Source organism: Halorussus limi (assembly GCF_023238205.1).
Classification (GTDB): Archaea; Halobacteriota; Halobacteria; order Halobacteriales; family Haladaptataceae; genus Halorussus; species Halorussus limi.
In genome coordinates this window covers 1,383,684-1,399,159 of record NZ_CP096659.1, presented here as the reverse complement: position 1 = coordinate 1,399,159, position 15,476 = coordinate 1,383,684, and the positions used below count along the sequence as shown (strand labels likewise).

The 15,476-nt window shown below is 65.3% G+C and carries 16 protein-coding genes; 11 read left to right on the top strand and 5 right to left on the bottom strand.

Features of this window, described 5'->3' with window-relative positions:
• Window positions 1–8: 8 nt before the first annotated feature.
• Together M0R89_RS07160 and M0R89_RS07155 are read right to left on the bottom strand one after the other, a co-directional pair.
• The gene (locus M0R89_RS07160; RefSeq protein WP_248651869.1) at window positions 9–494 is read right to left on the bottom strand and encodes a type IV pilin domain-containing protein; all 486 of its coding nucleotides are present in this window, start codon (window positions 492–494) and stop codon (window positions 9–11) included.
• 163 nt (window positions 495–657) lie between these two features.
• Complete coding sequence (locus M0R89_RS07155; protein ID WP_248651868.1) at window positions 658–1,923, bottom strand: DUF7094 domain-containing protein; 1,266 nt, start codon at window positions 1,921–1,923, stop codon at window positions 658–660.
• A gap of 154 nt (window positions 1,924–2,077) precedes the next feature.
• Between M0R89_RS07155 and M0R89_RS07150 the strand changes: the two genes are divergently transcribed.
• From M0R89_RS07150 to M0R89_RS07130, 5 genes are all read left to right on the top strand, one after another.
• Window positions 2,078–3,271, top strand: coding sequence for a helix-turn-helix transcriptional regulator (locus M0R89_RS07150; RefSeq protein WP_248651867.1), 1,194 nt, complete (start codon window positions 2,078–2,080; stop codon window positions 3,269–3,271).
• A 78-nt stretch (window positions 3,272–3,349) separates the two neighbouring features.
• Window positions 3,350–4,141: an electron transfer flavoprotein subunit beta/FixA family protein gene (locus tag M0R89_RS07145; protein WP_248651866.1), complete on the top strand. Its 792-nt coding sequence runs from the start codon at window positions 3,350–3,352 to the stop codon at window positions 4,139–4,141.
• Window positions 4,138–5,088 (top strand): electron transfer flavoprotein subunit alpha/FixB family protein, encoded by a 951-nt coding sequence (locus M0R89_RS07140; RefSeq protein WP_248651865.1) that lies wholly within the window; start codon window positions 4,138–4,140, stop codon window positions 5,086–5,088. Before M0R89_RS07145 ends, M0R89_RS07140 begins: the two co-directional genes overlap by 4 nt.
• 146 nt (window positions 5,089–5,234) lie before the next feature.
• Entirely contained in the window at window positions 5,235–6,524 is a 1,290-nt protein-coding gene (locus M0R89_RS07135) for a S8 family serine peptidase (protein ID WP_248651864.1), read from the top strand.
• Window positions 6,525–6,592: 68 nt separating this feature from the next.
• On the top strand, window positions 6,593–7,207 hold the full coding sequence (locus M0R89_RS07130) for an ArsR/SmtB family transcription factor (protein WP_248651863.1): 615 nt from the start codon (window positions 6,593–6,595) through the stop codon (window positions 7,205–7,207).
• A gap of 73 nt (window positions 7,208–7,280) precedes the next feature.
• Here M0R89_RS07130 and M0R89_RS07125 read toward each other — a convergent pair whose 3' ends face one another.
• Window positions 7,281–7,895: a BGTF surface domain-containing protein gene (locus M0R89_RS07125; RefSeq protein WP_248651862.1), complete on the bottom strand. Its 615-nt coding sequence runs from the start codon at window positions 7,893–7,895 to the stop codon at window positions 7,281–7,283.
• A 220-nt stretch (window positions 7,896–8,115) separates the two neighbouring features.
• On the opposite strand from M0R89_RS07125, the gene M0R89_RS07120 reads away from it, so the two are divergent.
• Window positions 8,116–8,958, top strand: coding sequence for a polyprenyl synthetase family protein (locus M0R89_RS07120; RefSeq protein ID WP_248651861.1), 843 nt, complete (start codon window positions 8,116–8,118; stop codon window positions 8,956–8,958).
• A gap of 116 nt (window positions 8,959–9,074) precedes the next feature.
• On the top strand, window positions 9,075–9,566 hold the full coding sequence (locus M0R89_RS07115) for a hypothetical protein (protein WP_248651860.1): 492 nt from the start codon (window positions 9,075–9,077) through the stop codon (window positions 9,564–9,566).
• On the opposite strand, the gene M0R89_RS07110 is transcribed toward M0R89_RS07115, so the two are convergent.
• Window positions 9,563–10,669 (bottom strand): DUF373 family protein, encoded by a 1,107-nt coding sequence (locus tag M0R89_RS07110; RefSeq protein ID WP_248651859.1) that lies wholly within the window; start codon window positions 10,667–10,669, stop codon window positions 9,563–9,565. The two genes, M0R89_RS07115 and M0R89_RS07110, sit on opposite strands and share 4 nt — an antisense overlap.
• A gap of 127 nt (window positions 10,670–10,796) precedes the next feature.
• On the opposite strand from M0R89_RS07110, the gene M0R89_RS07105 reads away from it, so the two are divergent.
• The 4 genes from M0R89_RS07105 (at window position 10,797) to M0R89_RS07090 (ending at window position 13,989) form a co-directional block, all read left to right on the top strand.
• A complete protein-coding gene (locus tag M0R89_RS07105; RefSeq protein ID WP_248651858.1) occupies window positions 10,797–11,789 on the top strand; it encodes a radical SAM protein in 993 nt (330 codons plus the stop codon).
• A 157-nt stretch (window positions 11,790–11,946) separates the two neighbouring features.
• Window positions 11,947–12,474 (top strand): HVO_2922 family protein, encoded by a 528-nt coding sequence (locus tag M0R89_RS07100; protein WP_248651857.1) that lies wholly within the window; start codon window positions 11,947–11,949, stop codon window positions 12,472–12,474.
• A 354-nt stretch (window positions 12,475–12,828) separates the two neighbouring features.
• On the top strand, window positions 12,829–13,386 hold the full coding sequence (locus tag M0R89_RS07095; protein WP_248651856.1) for a hypothetical protein: 558 nt from the start codon (window positions 12,829–12,831) through the stop codon (window positions 13,384–13,386).
• Between the two features lie 18 nt (window positions 13,387–13,404).
• Window positions 13,405–13,989 carry an NUDIX domain-containing protein gene (locus M0R89_RS07090; protein WP_248651855.1) on the top strand — a complete coding sequence of 195 codons (585 nt, stop codon included), beginning with the start codon at window positions 13,405–13,407 and terminating at the stop codon, window positions 13,987–13,989.
• Between the two features lie 23 nt (window positions 13,990–14,012).
• Here the strand turns inward: M0R89_RS07090 and prf1 are convergent, their stop codons facing one another.
• A complete protein-coding gene (prf1, locus tag M0R89_RS07085) occupies window positions 14,013–15,254 on the bottom strand; it encodes a peptide chain release factor aRF-1 (protein WP_248651854.1) in 1,242 nt (413 codons plus the stop codon).
• Between the last annotated feature and the right edge of the window lie 222 nt (window positions 15,255–15,476).

Here is a 15,476-nt window from a genome sequence, read left to right as displayed (position 1 = left end):
TTGTCGATTCACGCCGTCCCCTCCATCTCCGCGACGACCGTTCCATCGACAGAAACCATCACTTCCACCGTCACACCCGACGAAAGGACCGGGTCGTTGGTCTCCGCCAGCGCGAAACTGGCCGTCTCGCCCGCGGTCCACTGCTGGTCGGCCGCGCTGTTGAACGGTCCGGTCGGTCCCGACCGGAACCCGTCCGTCGAGAAGAACGGCACCGGCGGCTGAGCGTCGAGCGCGGTCCCGTCGACGCGTACCCGTATCGACAACGCGTTCACGTCGAGTGCGGCCCCGCCGCGGTGGACCAGCGTGACGCGGTTCGCGTCGGCGTCGAGTCGCAGGTCGATGGCCGCGCGGGGCGAGTCGGACGGCATCGGCGTTCCGAGCGCGATGCTCCCGACGGCCCCTGCGAATATTGCGGTTACGACGAGGAGAAGCACGACGCCGAGGACCGGCGATGTCCCGCGGTCAGACGCGGTGAAAGCTTCGTCGGTGGGCACGGACGGCGTTCGTCCCGTCTTCGCCCTTCAACCTTCGGTCGATTCAGTGACCGGAGTCGACGATGAGCGACAAACGCAAATACAGAGAAGTTTCTAGGCAATGAAAAGCGTTCTCTCTAGATGGTAGAGTCAACTACGGTGAAACGAAAAACCGGCGGTCGGGCTACGACTCGACCGTCGTCGCGGTCACGTTGACCGTCCGGAAGTCGTGAGACGCGCCGACCTGGAACGTCCCGGCGGGCGAGAGCGTCCAGAGGACGCCCTCTGCGTTCGTCCGGCCGACGAATTCGCCGGCGACCGTAATTTCGCCTCGGACCGGCGCGCCGGTGGCGTTCGTGAGTTTGACTCGAAGCGGACCGCCGGCGTAGGTGCGGTTGACCGCGACCGTGAGATTCTCCGAGGAGTTGGTGACGCTCGGTCCCGTCGGGAGCGGAGTGTCGCCGGTCAGTTGCTTGTGCTGAATCTCCCGGAAGACCGACTTCGTGCCACCGTCGTAGTACGCGATGAGTTTACCTTGTTCGTGTTCGAATCGGACTTGGTAGATTTTCGTGTTGCCGTAGAACGCGTCTACTCCGGAGGCCTTGCTGTGGTTGAACGCCCACGGATACTGATTGATGACTTCTTGGCGTGCTTCTATCTTCGAGGAGTCGCGAGATGCCGCCGGATTGCGATGGTCTTTGCGGACGACTTCGCGGATGTACTCTCCGTTTATGATTGTCGAGAGAACGACTCCGGACTTCCCGGTCGCCACGTACACTCTCGTCGGCGATCGTTCGCCGCGTAGGGTCTTGGCAATGTGGTCTCGAATCGGACCCTCTACGAGGACGAGTTTCCCCTTCAACGTGTTCGCTTCAGTTTCCATCTGAAACCGCGGAACCGTGCTGGCGCGTTTTTCCATTGCGGTCGTCAATTTCTGAATATCGGCGGCCGCAGCGTCGATACGCCCCAACGTTCTCAGGTATTCGCTCTCCGAGAGGGTCCCGTTCGAGAACGCTTGGGTCGCCTGTTGTTCTCTGGCCTTTAGCGAGATAATGCGGTTCTCGATACGGTACCGATACCGATTCAAAATACGTTTCTTCTTTTCGACGGTCTCCGCCGCTTCCAACTGTTGGTCGAGCGACTCCACGCTAAGTCGTGTCTCGAACCCGCCCCGGTCTATCACGAGAGAACTGCCGAGTGAGACCGACGGCGTACCGAACGCCGTCCGTGCGGGAGCAGACTTGAGCGTCATAATTTCGGAGGTGTTTCCGTCGGCCGACGAACTGGCGGTGTCGCCGTCTGTCTGGGCGAGCGAAATGTCGCTCGCGGCCGGTGAGAACGAGGCGGTGTTCGGGGCGGACGCCGGCGAGGTCGGTGCAGACGCCTGCACCGCGACTGCTCCGGGGGAGAGGGCGAGCAGTAATGCCAGCATAACGGGGGTGAGTCGCATGCGTACGCCTACTCGGAGGGCCATCATTAAAATATTCCCGGAACCATGAAACGGCAGAAGAACCGTGGAGAACAGCCGAGACGTTTTACGGAGCGTTGTGACGTTTTATCTGTGGATAGAAAGTATTTTCTTGTCGGCGCATTCACGCGATGGTATGCGGTTACTCGCCGCCCTCCTCGTCGTCCTCCTCTTCGTCTGCCCCGCCGCCGGTGCCGGGGTGAGCCACTCGGCCGCCGACCGAGCGGACGCTCCGCGCGTCTCGGACGCGCAGACAATCCTCGCCACGGCAACCGAGACGGTATCTAACGCGACGGACCCCCCGGAGTCGGACGCGACGATACGAGAGAATACGGTACTACGCGTCTCTATCCGCGAGAACGGAAACGCCCGGTGGAACGTCACGGCGCGGTATCTTCTCGGCGACGACAACGAGACCGAAGCCTTCCGCAAACTCGCGGCGGAGTACGAGGACGGACGCGCCGACTACGGACTCACCTCCGCGACGTTCGAGCGCATCGTCGAACGCGTGAACGGCGTCACCGAGCGCCCGATGGAACTCCGAGAGGTCGGTCGGTCGGCACAACTCCGTAACAACGGCACCGTGGGCGTCCTCTCGCTGTCGTTCACGTGGACGAACTTCACGCGGGTCGACGACAACCAGATAGTCCTCGGCGACGCGTTCTGGGTCGGGTCGGACACGTGGCTCCCGACGCTGAACGACGACCAGACGCTGGTGATAACGGTTCCCGGCAACTACTACCTCTCGAGCGGGAGTCCGTCGGGCGGCAAAATCGTGAACGGGAGCGTCCTGCGCTACGACGGCCCGCAGCAGTTCGAGCGCGGCGACTTCGAGATGACGTTCTCCCCGAAGAGCACCGATATTCCCGGCACGTCCCAGAAGGGAATCTTGCCCTCGGGGTCGAGCCTGTGGGGACTGGTCGTCGTCTTCCTCCTCCTGACGGGGAGTTTCGGAGCGTACGCGTTGGCGCAGCGACGCGGCGTGGACCCCGCGCCCGCCCCAGAGCCGTCACCGACCGACTCCCCAGACGACGCCGCGCCGTCGCCGACGATGTCGGGGGCGAGCGGCGGTGACGAAGACGAGACCGAGGACGGGGACGACGAACCCGCGCCGGAACTGCTGAGCGACGAGGAGCGCGTCCTCCGCCTGCTTCGGGACAACGACGGTCGGATGAAGCAGGGCCAAATAGTCAAGGAGACCAACTGGTCGAACGCCAAGGTCTCGCAACTGCTCTCGAAGATGCACGACAACGACGACGTGGACAAACTCCGCATCGGCCGGGAGAATCTCATCACGCTTCCCGACGAGGACGTGACGGAGATGGATTAGAAACCGCCACCAACCCGTCAATCGTTTCGGGTCGCTCGTTCCGAAAACGTTTACCCCCAAGGCGGCGATTTATCGTTCATGAAGGTCCTGGTGACTGTGAAGGAGGTCGCCGAAGTCGCCGACGACTTCGAGATAGCGGGGACCGAGGTAGACGAGCGCTACCTCGAATACGACCTGAACGAGTGGGACGATTACGCCGTCGAGGAGGCCGTCCAGTTGAAGGAGGACGGCCCGGCCGAGGAGGTCGTGACCGTTACCGTCGGTCCCGAGCGGTCCGAAGAGACCATCCGGATGGCGCTGGCGAAAGGGGCCGACCGAGCGGTCCGCGTCTGGGACGACGCGCTGGAGGACGCGGGTCTGCTCGACGTGGAGACCAAGACGAACCTCCTCGAAGCGGTCGTCGAGGAGGAGGACCCCGACCTCGTGCTGACCGGCGTGCAGGCGGGCGACGACGCCTTCGGTGCCACCGGCGTCTCGCTGGCCGACGAACTCGGCTTCCAGTGGGGCGCGGTCGTCAACGCGCTCGACTACGACGCCGACGAGAACGTCGCGCACGTCCACCGCGAACTGGAGGGCGGCGTCGAGGAACTCACCGACATCGACCTCCCCGCGGTTCTCACCATCCAGACGGGTATCAACGAACCGCGGTACGCCAGCCTCCGGGGCATCCGACAGGCCCAGAGCAAGGAAATCGCGCCGAAGAGCCTCGACGACCTCGGTCTCGACGCCGGGGCCATCGAGAGCGACCTCGAGGTGACTTCGATGTACGAACCCGAGAGCGAGAGCGACGCCGAAATCTTCGAGGGTGACGCCAGCGAGACCGCCGGGGAACTTGCGGAGGTCCTCCGCGAGAAGGGGGTGGCAGAATGAGCGACGTTCTGGCCGTCGCCGAACACCGCCGCGGCGACCTCCGCGACGTGAGTTTCGAACTGCTCACCGCGGGCCGTCAACTCGCCGACGCGACCGGCGGCGACCTCCACGTCGCCGTCGTGAGCGGCGACACCGAGTCGTTCGCCGACGACCTGAACCGCGAGGGCGTGGACGCCATCCACACCGTCTCGGAGGGCGAGGAGTTCAACCACGACGTGTACACGCAGGCGGTCGAAGCCCTCCACGCCGAACTCGACCCCGAAATCCTCGTGATGCCCAACAGCGTCAACGGTCTCGACTACGCGCCCGCGGTCGCAAACCGCCTCGACCTCCCGCTAGTAACCGACGCGGTGGACTTCGACTACGACGGCGGCCTGACCGTCACCCGCGAGATGTACGGGTCGAAGGTCGAGACGACCGTCGACGTCGCGGGCGACCAGCAGGCCGTCACTATCCGCGGCGCGGAGTGGCCCGCCGCGGAGGGCGTCGGTGACGCCGACATCGCGGAGTTCGACGTCGACATCGACGCCGACGCCGGTTCGACCGTCACCGGGTTCGAGGAGGTCGGCGGCGGGGACGTCGACATCAGCGAGGCCGACTTCATCGTCTCCATCGGTCGGGGTATCGAGGAAGAGGACAACCTCCCGCTCATCGAGGACCTCGTGGAGGCGACCGGTGCGACGCTGGCCTCCTCGCGGCCCATCGTGGACAACGGCTGGCTTCCGAAGAATCGGCAGGTCGGCCAGTCCGGGAAGGTCGTGACCCCGGACGTCTACCTCGCCATCGGCATCTCGGGCGCAGTCCAGCACGTCGCCGGGATGAAGGGCGCCGACACCATCATCGCGGTCAACACCGACCCGAACGCGCCCATCTTCGACATCGCCGACTACGGCATCGTCGGCGACCTGTTCGAGGTCGTCCCCGAACTCATCGAGCAGTTCGAGTAATCGCGCGGTCCGTTCCGCATCTCGCTTTTTTCGCCGGCGGCGGAACGCGAGGACGCTCGTAACGCGGCGCGGTTCGACCGAGAGAGCGAAGCGTAGCGCGGCCCGTTCCATCACGTATTTGTCCTGTCGAGACCGAACAGCGACCGATGGACTCCCCCGCGTCCCGGCGAGCGCTGGCGGTCGTCGTCCTGGGCGTCGCCGTCCTCGCCGGAGGTCTCGGTCTCCTCGCGGTTTCGCTGTCCGCGGACGGCGGCCAGTCGGCGACTCCGACCGAAGTCCGCGACGTCGGTCCGACCGTCTCGGCGCTCCACGACGCGGGCGTGACCGGCGAGAACGTGACTGTCGGCGTCGTGGACGTGACCGGGTTCAGTACCGGCGCGAGGGCGCTCCGCGGGCGGGTCGTCGACGCCCGGGCGTTCGGTTCCGACACGTCGGTCTACGGCGACGGCGGGACACACGGGACCGCGGCGGCCGAGACGGTCGCGCGCATCGCACCCGACGCCGACCTCTATCTGGCGACGGTCGACTCGCCGAAGAGTTACCGACGCGCGGTCGGATGGCTCGTCGCGCGGAACGTGGACGTCGTCGTCGCGCCGGTCTCGTTCTACGGGATGCCCGGTGACGGAACGTCGGCCGTCGCCGAGGTCGCTCAGAGCGCGACCGAGAGGGGAACCGTCTTCGTCTCACCGGCGGGCAATCTGGCGCGGAGTCACTGGTCGGGACAGTACAGACCCGCAAAGGGCGGCACGCTCGCGTTCGGAAACGGGACGCGAAACTACCTCCGCGGCGGGGGCCGGGACGTGACGGTCTGGCTGTCGTGGGACGACGCTCACCGCGAGCAGGACTACACCGCGGACCTCTACTGGACGGACGGGAACGAGCGCCGGTTGGTCGCTCGCTCGGTTCCGTACCCCGGCGACGGAGTGCCGAACGAGCGCATCGTCGCTCGCGTCCAGTCGGGGACGTACTACGTCGAGGTTCGCGGGCCGCCGAACGCCACCGACGCCCGCCTCGAACTGTCGTCGCCCACTCACCAGTTCCGGTACGCTCGCGCCGCCGGGAGCGTCGTCGCGCCCGCGAGCGCGACGAAAGTCGTCTCTGTCGGGGCGTACGACGCTCGCGCCGGGCGCGTCGAACCGTACAGTTCCCGCGGGCCGACCCCGGACGACCGGAACGGCGTGGACCTCGTCGCGCCGAGCCACCCCGACGTGACCGACGTGGAGGGGTTCGACGGCTCGTCGGCGGCCGCGGCGTACGCCGGCGGAATCGCCGCGCTCGTTCGCGACGCCAATCCCGGTCTAGCTCCGCCACAGGTGGAGCGACGGCTGAAGGAGACCGCAGTCGACGTCGGCGACCGAGGTCCGGAGCCCGTCACGGGGCACGGGCGACTGCGACCCCTCGGGGCCGTCGGCGTCGAGCGCAACGGGACGGCTTAAATCCGGATTGAAGCAATGGACAGGGTTTAGTGGTCGCTTTCCCGAGCTATTCACGACGGAGAGCTATCATGTCGGGACTCATCGAACGGCTCCAAGACCGGACTGCGAGCGGAGACGAGCAGTTGCGCGTCCTCGACGTCGACGGCGCGGAGACCGACGACGTACTCGACGCGCTGGGCCCCGACACCCGCCGGGAGGTATACCGGGCCTTGTTCGAGTCACCCGGAACGACCTCGGAAATCGCCGAGCGGGTCGACACCTCGGTCCAGAACCTCCATTATCACCTCTCGACCCTGGAGGAGGCCGGACTGATAGCGCCGGTAGACACGCGGTACTCCGAGAAGGGTAACGAGATGACGGTGTACGCGCCCGCCACCGACCCGCTCGTCCTCGTCGGCGACCGCGACATCCGCCCGCAGGTCGAGCGTTCGTTGACCGACGTGGTCGGCGGACTCGGCATCCTCGCGGTCGCCAGTCTCCTCGTTCAGTGGGGCACCGAACGACTCGCCAGTCCCGCCATCGGACGGGGAAACGTCGTCGGACCGGCGAGTCCGTCCGGCGGCCCGTCGACGATTCGAGAAGCGCTCGCGTGGTTCGCGTTCGACCTCGCGGAACCCGGCGTCGTCTTCTTCTGTGGTTGTCTGGTCGTCGTCACCGTCGCCGCGCTTGCGATGGACCGATAGAAGCTCAGCCGAGAGACGAGTCGGAAGTCGAACGGAGGGGCCGGTGGAAGACCGAGACGGGTCGAAGCGACGGTCAGTTCCGGAAGAGACCGAGCAGGACGCCGATACCGGCGACGGCCAGCACCCCGCCGACCGCTATCATGCCGACGCCGCCGGTGAACTGACCGAGGAGACTGTCGCTCTCGGAAACGGTCGTCGTCTGCTCCCAACTGCCGGTCGTCGCTTCGGTCGTCTCGCACTTACCGGCACACGACACGCGACCCTCCGCGGCGGCGAGTTGCGCGTCGCCACGGTGGACCTCGATGTGCAGGTCCTGACCGTACGCAGAGCTGAGGTCGAGGGTCACACTGAACGTACCCTCGTCGGTGACTGTGGCGACGTCCGTCCTGATGAACTGCTCGCCCTGAATCTGAACGGTGAGGTTCGTTCCGGGTTCGGCGGTCGTCTCGCCGCGAATCGTTTGGTTCGGTTTCGGTTGCAGGACTAACGTCTCACCGTCGGTGATAATCGTCGCGTCCGCTTGGGTCGTGGCTGTCGTAGTCGCGTTCGCCGTCTGGTTCGCGTCGCTCGGGACTGCGGTCACGTCGCCGGCGGTTCCGGGCACCTGAGCCGCCGCCCCGAGGACGGCAGTACTCGCTAGGAGCGCCGCGAAGAGGGCGACCGTCACGCCAGCGCGCGAGGCCGTCATCGACTCACCTCCGCGTACCGTCGTCTGCCGCTTTCGGAGGGGTTCGATACGTCGCGTATCCGAACAGTCGGGGACATACGCGCCGATAGACGAAGGGGTGAGAAAAAGCTGTCACGATAGCTTAATCCGGAATTTAACCTACGGCGCGACGGAGTGGCACACCGGCCGGAGACACCGCGTATCGTCACGTACTTGTTTTATCGGTCCTGAGTCCCGGCCAATGGATTATCCCGAGTCCCGGAGGGCCATGGTCGAGGAGCGACTCGAAACCGTCCTCGACCGGGTCGAACCGACGGAACTCGCCGAGGAGGTCCGGCACGTCGCGCTGTCGGGGGGCAAGCGCGTCAGGCCGACCGTCACCGTTCTCTCGTGCGAATCTGCCGGGGGAGAGGCGGACGACGCGGTCGACTTCGCTGTCGGGGTCGAACTCGTCCACGACGCGTCGCTCGTCGTCGACGATATCATCGACCGGTCGGACACCCGTCGCGGGAGCGCGAGCGCGTGGGCCGAGTACGGCTACTCGCCCGCCATCGTCGCCAGCGACGGACTCATCGGCGAGGCCTTCGAGTTGTTCTCGCCGGACCCGCGAGCGATGGAGGCGGTGGCGGACGCGATGGTCGAACTCGGTGAGGGCGAGGCGACCGAACTCGTCGCCCGGCCGACGAACCGCGAGGAGTACATGGAACTGGCCCGCCGGAAGACCGGTGCACTGTTCCGGGCCGCCGCGGAGTTGGGCGCGATAGCGGCCGACGCCGACCCCGCCACCGTCGAAGCGTTCGGCGAGTACGCCGAGAAGGTCGGCGTCGCGTTCCAGATTCGAGACGACGTGCTCGACGCGACCGCCGACGAGAGCGACCTCGGGAAGCCGACGGGCCACGACGCCGAGATGGGCCGACCGTCGGTGGTCCGCGTGACGGAGATGGACGCCGACGAAGCCGACGCCCTCGCCCACGAGAAGAGCGAGGCCGCACTGGCCGCGCTCGACCGGGCCGAGACGCCCGACCTGACCGCGACCGACTACCTCCGTGACCTCGCGGCCTTCGTCGTGACCCGCGAACACTAGCGAGAGCGTTCCGCGTGGTAAGGACGAGTTGTGAGCGAGCGGTCTGTGGAACTCGTCGGAACGAGTTAGACATTTTATACGTCGGCGCGTTCTGATTGCTCCGGGGTTGAGAACTAATGACACAGAGAGCGAACGACGGTGGCGACTCGTCGCGACGAACGTTCTTGAAGGGGACTCTCGCGGGCGGACTCGCACTCGGGGGTATGGCCGGGGGCGCGTTCGCCCAGGACGGCGGCCAAGCGGAGACGAAGCGGTTCGAGGCGCTGATTTTCGCCGGGAGCTTCCATCCCGGTGCGCGATTCGAAGTGACCTCGGACGTGCTGAACTACACGCCCGTCGTACCGGAGGGAGCGCGGACGTTCGGCGATTACAACTCGCGGGTCATCAAGTACCTGAACACCGACGAGCGCGTGCTGTTCTTCCCGTCGAACGACGCCGAGGTCCGGAAAGGGGCGGTGTACGAGATGAGCGAGAGTCTCGAACCGGTGAACCAGCGCAACGCGCCGGTGTGGCGGGTGACGTTCGGGCCGGTCTCGGACGCGGCGACGACCACGGCCGGGCAGACGACGACCGGACAGGACAACGAAACGACCACCGACGGAGGCTAACTGACCTGTTCCGCCCGCCGCGACCGGCGGGATTCCGCGATGGCGAACGCGAGCGTGCTGGTCAGTCCGAGGAGGGTCCCGACGGTGAGCATGACCGCGAGGTAGGTGAGTCGCGGGAGTTCGAGGGGGACGCGGTGGAGGAAGTACGCGCTGATGGCGTGGAGCACGAGCGCGATGGAGAGGACGTAGAACGGGGCGTTGAGGTAGCGCCACTGGAAGCGGTCGGCCAGATACTCGTCGGTAATCTGGCCGAGACTGGTGGTGACGCCCGCCGCGGTGAACCACGTCACTGCACCGTACACCAGCGCGGCGAGTACTTTGAGCGGACCGACGGAACCGCTCGCTGCGGTCTCGACCGACTCCAAGGTCTCGGCACCGCGGACCCCGCCGACGACCAGCAGGGCGGCCGCGACGACGTACGTGATGAGCGTCACCCGACCGGCGTAGAGGCTGTTTCTGGCCTTCTCGGCCGCGCGGTCGAGCAGGCGCTCGACGCCCAGTCCCCGGCCGAGGACGTAGAGACCGAGCAGACCGGAGGTGACGCCGAAGACCGCCGCGCCCGGGAGACCGAGCGAGTCGGAGATGATGGCCAGCGGGTAGATGAGAAGCAGGATACCCAGCGGAACGAGGATGGTCCCGCGCGTCTCGGGGTCGTCCAGCACCTGCTTGATGGTGTAGTACATCGATTCGAGGTCCTGGGCCTGCCGGACGACGACCCGGCGCACGCCGTCGATGGGCACCCGCGAGCGGATGACCGGAATCACGCTCTCGTCCTGCGCGCCGTCGGTGACGATGACCGCCTGCACCTCCTCGCGGGTCGAGAGACTGGCGAGGACCTCGTCGACCTCGTCGCCGACCGCGCGGTTCGCGGCCACGTCGCCGGACTCGGTACCGGTGACGACCGCGACTTCGACGGTCTCGTCCTCGATGCGGTCCGCGAGATGGACGCCCTCGAACATGACGTTCACGTCGCTGTCCTCGGGGTCAGCGGTCGCTAACGAGACCGCCGCGGCTTCGACGTTGTCGCGACCGATGACTGGGGTATCGAAGTCGGTCTTACGGCCGAGGTCGTCGTCGAGGTCCACGCACAGGACCAACAGCATTACTCGGGGCTATGCGTCCGGGGTTTAACTTCTTTCGGGGATTGCGCTCACGCGACACGGGACGGAGTAGCCGAAACCGTGATTCGCACGCTTTTTCAGCGTCGGACGAATAAACCACTATCAACGAATGATATCGAAGGGTTGCGAACAGTGCGCCAAAGGGGGCAAGATGGTACTCTTCGTCTACGGCTACTGCGACCAGCGGGACTGCTTCTACTGCCCCCTCGGCGAGAACCGCAAAAACGTGACCGACGTGTACGCCAACGAGCGGAAGGTCGAGTCCGACGACGACGTGATTCGGGAGGCCAAGCGCATGGACGCGCTGGGCACCTCCATCACCGGCGGAGAGCCACAGGAGGCGATGAACAAGACCTGTCGGTACCTCTCGCTGCTGAAAGACGAGTTCGGCGAGGACCACCACACCCACCTCTACACCGGCATCACGGGCGGCCGGGAGAACATGCGCCGCCTCTCGGAGGCCGGACTGGACGAGATTCGGTTCCACCCGCCGCTGGACCTCTGGGGCGACATGCACGGCACCGAGTGGGAGGAGATTCTCTACATCGCCCGCGAAGAGGGCCTGACTCCCGCCTTCGAGATTCCGGGCATCCGCGCCGAAGAGGAGTTCCTCGAGTTCCTGGACGAGGGCGCGGCCGAGTTCTGCAACGTCAACGAGTTCGAGATGAGCGACGGGAACTTCCGCCGGATGCAGGAGGAAGGGTACGAGTTACAGGACGGCCACATGAGCGCCGTCGAGGGCTCGAAGGAGATTCTCGACGCGATGGGCGACCACGAGCGCGTCTACTTCTGCACCTCCGTCTTCAAGGACGCCGCCCAGCACCGCAACCGGATGAAGCGCATGGCCGAGAACATCCGCCGGGAGTTCGACGACGTGACCGACGACGGGACGCTGGTCTACGGCAAGACGTGGGAACCCGAGCGCCGCCTCGAAGAACTCGGCGTGCCCGAGGAGTTCTACACCGTCAAGTCCGACCACATCGAGTTGGCGTGGTGGCTACTGGAGGAGATGGTCGAAGAGGGCGACGTGGAGGAGGGCGAAATCGTCGAGCAGTACCCGACCGTGGACGGCCAAGTGGTCGAGCGAACGCCGCTGGCGTGAATTTTCTGCGAAGGAGGCGCTGTCGGACCCCTCGTCGCTGATAGAGGTCTGGGCAGGCCCAGGCGCATGTATCTCAGCGCGTTTCGACTTGATTCCTCCGCTGGGAACTGGGATACTTTTGCGACGCTTTACCACGGATGTCGGCGTAGTCGTCGATATGTCCGGAGACGACGAATACGAGACCGAGATGACGGCCAGCCGTGACGACGTAGCGACAGTGCTGAGCGGAGTGATAGATGGGGTTACCGCGGGGTCAATCCGCTTAGGCGACGGAGCCGACGCTGTCAGCGTCGAGGTGCCCGAAGATATCACGCTCGAAATCGAACTCGAAGCCGAGGACGACGAACTGAGTCTGGAACTCGAACTGGAGTGGCCCCGCCCGGAAGTCGAAGAGTCCGCCGACTCTCCGACCGAGCGCTCGTCCGGGGAACGCATCGAGGACACCTCCGGAGAGGACGAACCACCTGCACCCGTGGGAGCCGCCGACGCATCCCAGACGCTCGCCCGGTTCGAAGTCTTCCGTGACCGGGGCGACGAGTGGCGATGGCGGCTCCGCCACCGCAACGGGAACGTCATCGCTACCAGCGGCGAGGGGTACACGCGAAAACACAACGCCCAGAAGGGACTCCGGAGCGTCGTCCAAAACGCGCCGGAAGCGGAGGTCGTCGAAGATTCCGAGCACTGATAGCCCTCGTTAAAAGGCCAGTAGAGTGATGAGCGTTGGTAACGAGTCTATACTTCCGAAGAGGGCCACGAGCCCACAATCGACCGCGGGGTTTCCACACTATGAGTCAACAACCACCGGAAGACGAGTATCCACGGCAGTCCAAACGACGCGGTCGGGGTGCCGACCCGGAACCACGGGATCGCCGTCACTCCCCGGAGTTCAGCCAGATGCAACGGGAGAAGGCCCAACACCAGCGGCGAGACCCCCGAACGGGACGGTTCACCTCGGAAAGCCAGCAGACTCCCGACGCCTCCGCTCGGGACTCCACGCCGCACGAAGCTCCACCGAGTCAGAGCCAGTCTCAGCAAACGGGTGGACAGCAAAGTCACCCACAGCAGCCTCGACAAGGTAGCCAGCAAGGCCATCAGCAGACGGAGCCACAGCAGGGCAGACGGCAACAATCACAGCCCCACCAGCAGAGCCGGCAGAGTCAGCAGAGCCGGCAAACCCAACAGCCCCGGCAAAGTCAGCAGGGTGGGAAACACCAATCACCGCAACAGGGTCTCCAACAGCGCCCCCGACAGACCGACCAGCAGCCCCAACAGGGTTCCCGACAGCCTCGCCGACAGAGTCAGCAACCCCGACAGGGCAGTCAGCAACAGCCCCAGAAAGGCCAACAGCAGGGAGGATCACAGCCGAGCAGACGGCGGCAACCTCGAGAGCAATCCCAGCGGTCCCCACAACAGCAAGACCGACAGCAGGGGCAACAGGACACCCAACAACAGCCTCAACAGCAGTCTCGACGATACTACGTTCGATATCGGCGATATTACCGAGGTAACTGAGCTTCCGCTGTCCGGATTCCAGAACTTCTTCGACGACGCTCGGGCGAGCTACGAAAAGGACCCTGCGTCGGGAATTATACGTTAGCGGTCACGAACGTTACGTATGAACAGCAATCGCCGCGCCGAAATCCGCGACGAGGTCGAGAAGCGCGCCGAGGAAGTCCTCTCCGGCGTCAAGTCGCGCTGGGGCGACGTGCCCCGACTCGACCCCCTGACCGTCGAACCGCTCCCGCACCACGAGACAGCGTTTCCCGAGAGCGCCGCGGCGTTCTTCGACCGGTTCTACCCCTACGCCGCCGGGGCGGCAGTCACCGACGACGAGGGCCGTCTGCTCTGCGTCTACAGTCCGGCCCGCGACGAGTGGGAGACACCCGGCGGTGCGGGAGAGTCCGGCGAGGAACCGGCGGAGACCGCCCGGCGGGAGACCCGCGAGGAGACCGGAATCGAGTGCGAACTCACCGGCGTGCTTCAGACTCGAACGATGGAACTCGACCTCGGGGAACCCGAGCGACTGCCGATTCCGGTCGTGGAGTTCACCGGTCGCGTCGTCGGCGGGGCGGAACTGACCGCCGACGAAATCGAGGACCACGGCGAGATTTCGGACCTCGACTGGTTCGGTCCCGACGAACTACCGAGTCACGTCCGGGAATACGAGCAGAAAGTCGCGCATCTCCGGTCACTGGACTGACGCAGGAAGTGAAGACAGGGAGTTTACACGCCGGTCGAGTAGCGCAGAATCCCGGCGACGCCGCCGAACGCCGACTGCAACTGCTCGCCCTTCTCGAAGTCGGTGGAGATGAACTTCGTCTCGGTGCCCCGCTGGTCGGCGATGTTCATCAGGAACTCGATGGCGTCCTCGCGCTCCTCGACCTCGGCCTGCGAACCGTCCTCGCAGGTGTGTTCGGGCGTGTCTGCTCGCTGGTCGACGAACTCGTACTCCTCTTTCTCGCCGCAGTCGTAGACCACCACGTCCTTCCGGAGGTCCTCGCTGAGGAGGAGGCGGTCGACCGACCCCATGACGAGGTTCCGGCGGGTCGGCTCGAACCCGTAGGTCGCCTTGTCGCCGTCGTGAAGCTGTTTGAAGAACTCCTCCATCTCGTTCTTGTCCTTCATCACCTCGGCGTCGGCCAAGGCGTCCTCCGCGTTGTCCACGAGGTCGTAGAGTCCCGACTCGTCGGTGTAGGCGACGTCGAACTTCCCGAGGACTTGGTCCTGAAGCTCGTGGTGGAGGTAGTCGCCGTCGAGGAACTCGTCTTTGGTCGGGGAGGGACCGCCGACGAGGATGCCGTCCAAGTTGCCCCGCTCGGGGACGAACAGGTCGTTGGCCATCTCGGCGACCTCCTGATAGAAGTTGTCGATGGCTTCGAGGCGGAGTCGAGCGAAACGCTGGGCGGACTGACCGCCTTTGCGCTGTTTGCCCGGCACCAGCGACGACGCGGACTTGACGGGTTCGACGCGCTTGCCCTTCAACCACCCGACGTTGGCCTCGCGCCGGTCGAGGACGATGAGCCCGTACAGGCCCTTGTCGGCCAGCATTCCCTCCAGCGGTTCGGTGAGGAACGCCGAGTCGCAGTGGTAGCGGAACGACTGGATGGGGTCCGGCGGGTCTTCGAGGACCTTCGTCACCATCTCGGTCCGACCGCCGCCGCTGTCGATAGCGCCGCTGAAGATGACGATGCCGTTGTCCGGCGGGTACACGTCGTAGTAGCGCAGGCGGTCCTTGATGGACGTGAGCGCGTCTTGGACGTTCGTCCGGGTCTGCTTTGACTTGATGTTGCTCGCTTCGCTGTGCTCTTGGGTGACGTGGGCGACCACGTCGCTGATTTGCTTGTCCGGCGGAATGTAGATGGTGACGAGCTGAGTCCCGGAGCCCTCGTAGTCTTTGAGGTCCTCGATGACCTTCTGGAACTCGTACTTTTTCCTGTCGGACTGCTCGCCTTCCTGCTCGCTCATTACGTCGTTCTAGGCTAGCCAGCGGGTAAGTAACCTTTGCATACGACCGTTGTGTACGATGTGGGCTTACGCGCACTCGCGCGGAGGCGATTCGGACACGTGCACTCGCCGGGCGATTGTCCTCCGCTCGTCACTTCCGTCCGTACTGTCACCTCAAGCGCAGGCCGGTCGAACGCTTCGGACAATCGACGCGAACACCCCCGAAGTGTCGCCTCCGACGGA

What these genes read in the sequence shown, in the direction of transcription:
- M0R89_RS07120 (WP_248651861.1), top strand. Translation starts at nt 8,116, where the DNA reads ATGGATTATCCCGAGTCCCGGAGGGCCATGGTCGAGGAGCGACTCGAA.
- M0R89_RS07140 (WP_248651865.1), top strand. Translation starts at nt 4,138, where the DNA reads ATGAGCGACGTTCTGGCCGTCGCCGAACACCGCCGCGGCGACCTCCGC.
- M0R89_RS07145 (WP_248651866.1), top strand. Translation starts at nt 3,350, where the DNA reads ATGAAGGTCCTGGTGACTGTGAAGGAGGTCGCCGAAGTCGCCGACGAC.
- M0R89_RS07090 (WP_248651855.1), top strand. Translation starts at nt 13,405, where the DNA reads ATGAACAGCAATCGCCGCGCCGAAATCCGCGACGAGGTCGAGAAGCGC.
- prf1 (WP_248651854.1), bottom strand. Translation starts at nt 15,254, where the DNA reads ATGAGCGAGCAGGAAGGCGAGCAGTCCGACAGGAAAAAGTACGAGTTC.
- M0R89_RS07155 (WP_248651868.1), bottom strand. Translation starts at nt 1,923, where the DNA reads ATGCGACTCACCCCCGTTATGCTGGCATTACTGCTCGCCCTCTCCCCC.
- M0R89_RS07125 (WP_248651862.1), bottom strand. Translation starts at nt 7,895, where the DNA reads ATGACGGCCTCGCGCGCTGGCGTGACGGTCGCCCTCTTCGCGGCGCTC.
- M0R89_RS07135 (WP_248651864.1), top strand. Translation starts at nt 5,235, where the DNA reads ATGGACTCCCCCGCGTCCCGGCGAGCGCTGGCGGTCGTCGTCCTGGGC.
- M0R89_RS07130 (WP_248651863.1), top strand. Translation starts at nt 6,593, where the DNA reads ATGTCGGGACTCATCGAACGGCTCCAAGACCGGACTGCGAGCGGAGAC.
- M0R89_RS07105 (WP_248651858.1), top strand. Translation starts at nt 10,797, where the DNA reads ATGATATCGAAGGGTTGCGAACAGTGCGCCAAAGGGGGCAAGATGGTA.
- M0R89_RS07150 (WP_248651867.1), top strand. Translation starts at nt 2,078, where the DNA reads ATGCGGTTACTCGCCGCCCTCCTCGTCGTCCTCCTCTTCGTCTGCCCC.
- M0R89_RS07100 (WP_248651857.1), top strand. Translation starts at nt 11,947, where the DNA reads ATGTCCGGAGACGACGAATACGAGACCGAGATGACGGCCAGCCGTGAC.
- M0R89_RS07110 (WP_248651859.1), bottom strand. Translation starts at nt 10,669, where the DNA reads ATGCTGTTGGTCCTGTGCGTGGACCTCGACGACGACCTCGGCCGTAAG.
- M0R89_RS07115 (WP_248651860.1), top strand. Translation starts at nt 9,075, where the DNA reads ATGACACAGAGAGCGAACGACGGTGGCGACTCGTCGCGACGAACGTTC.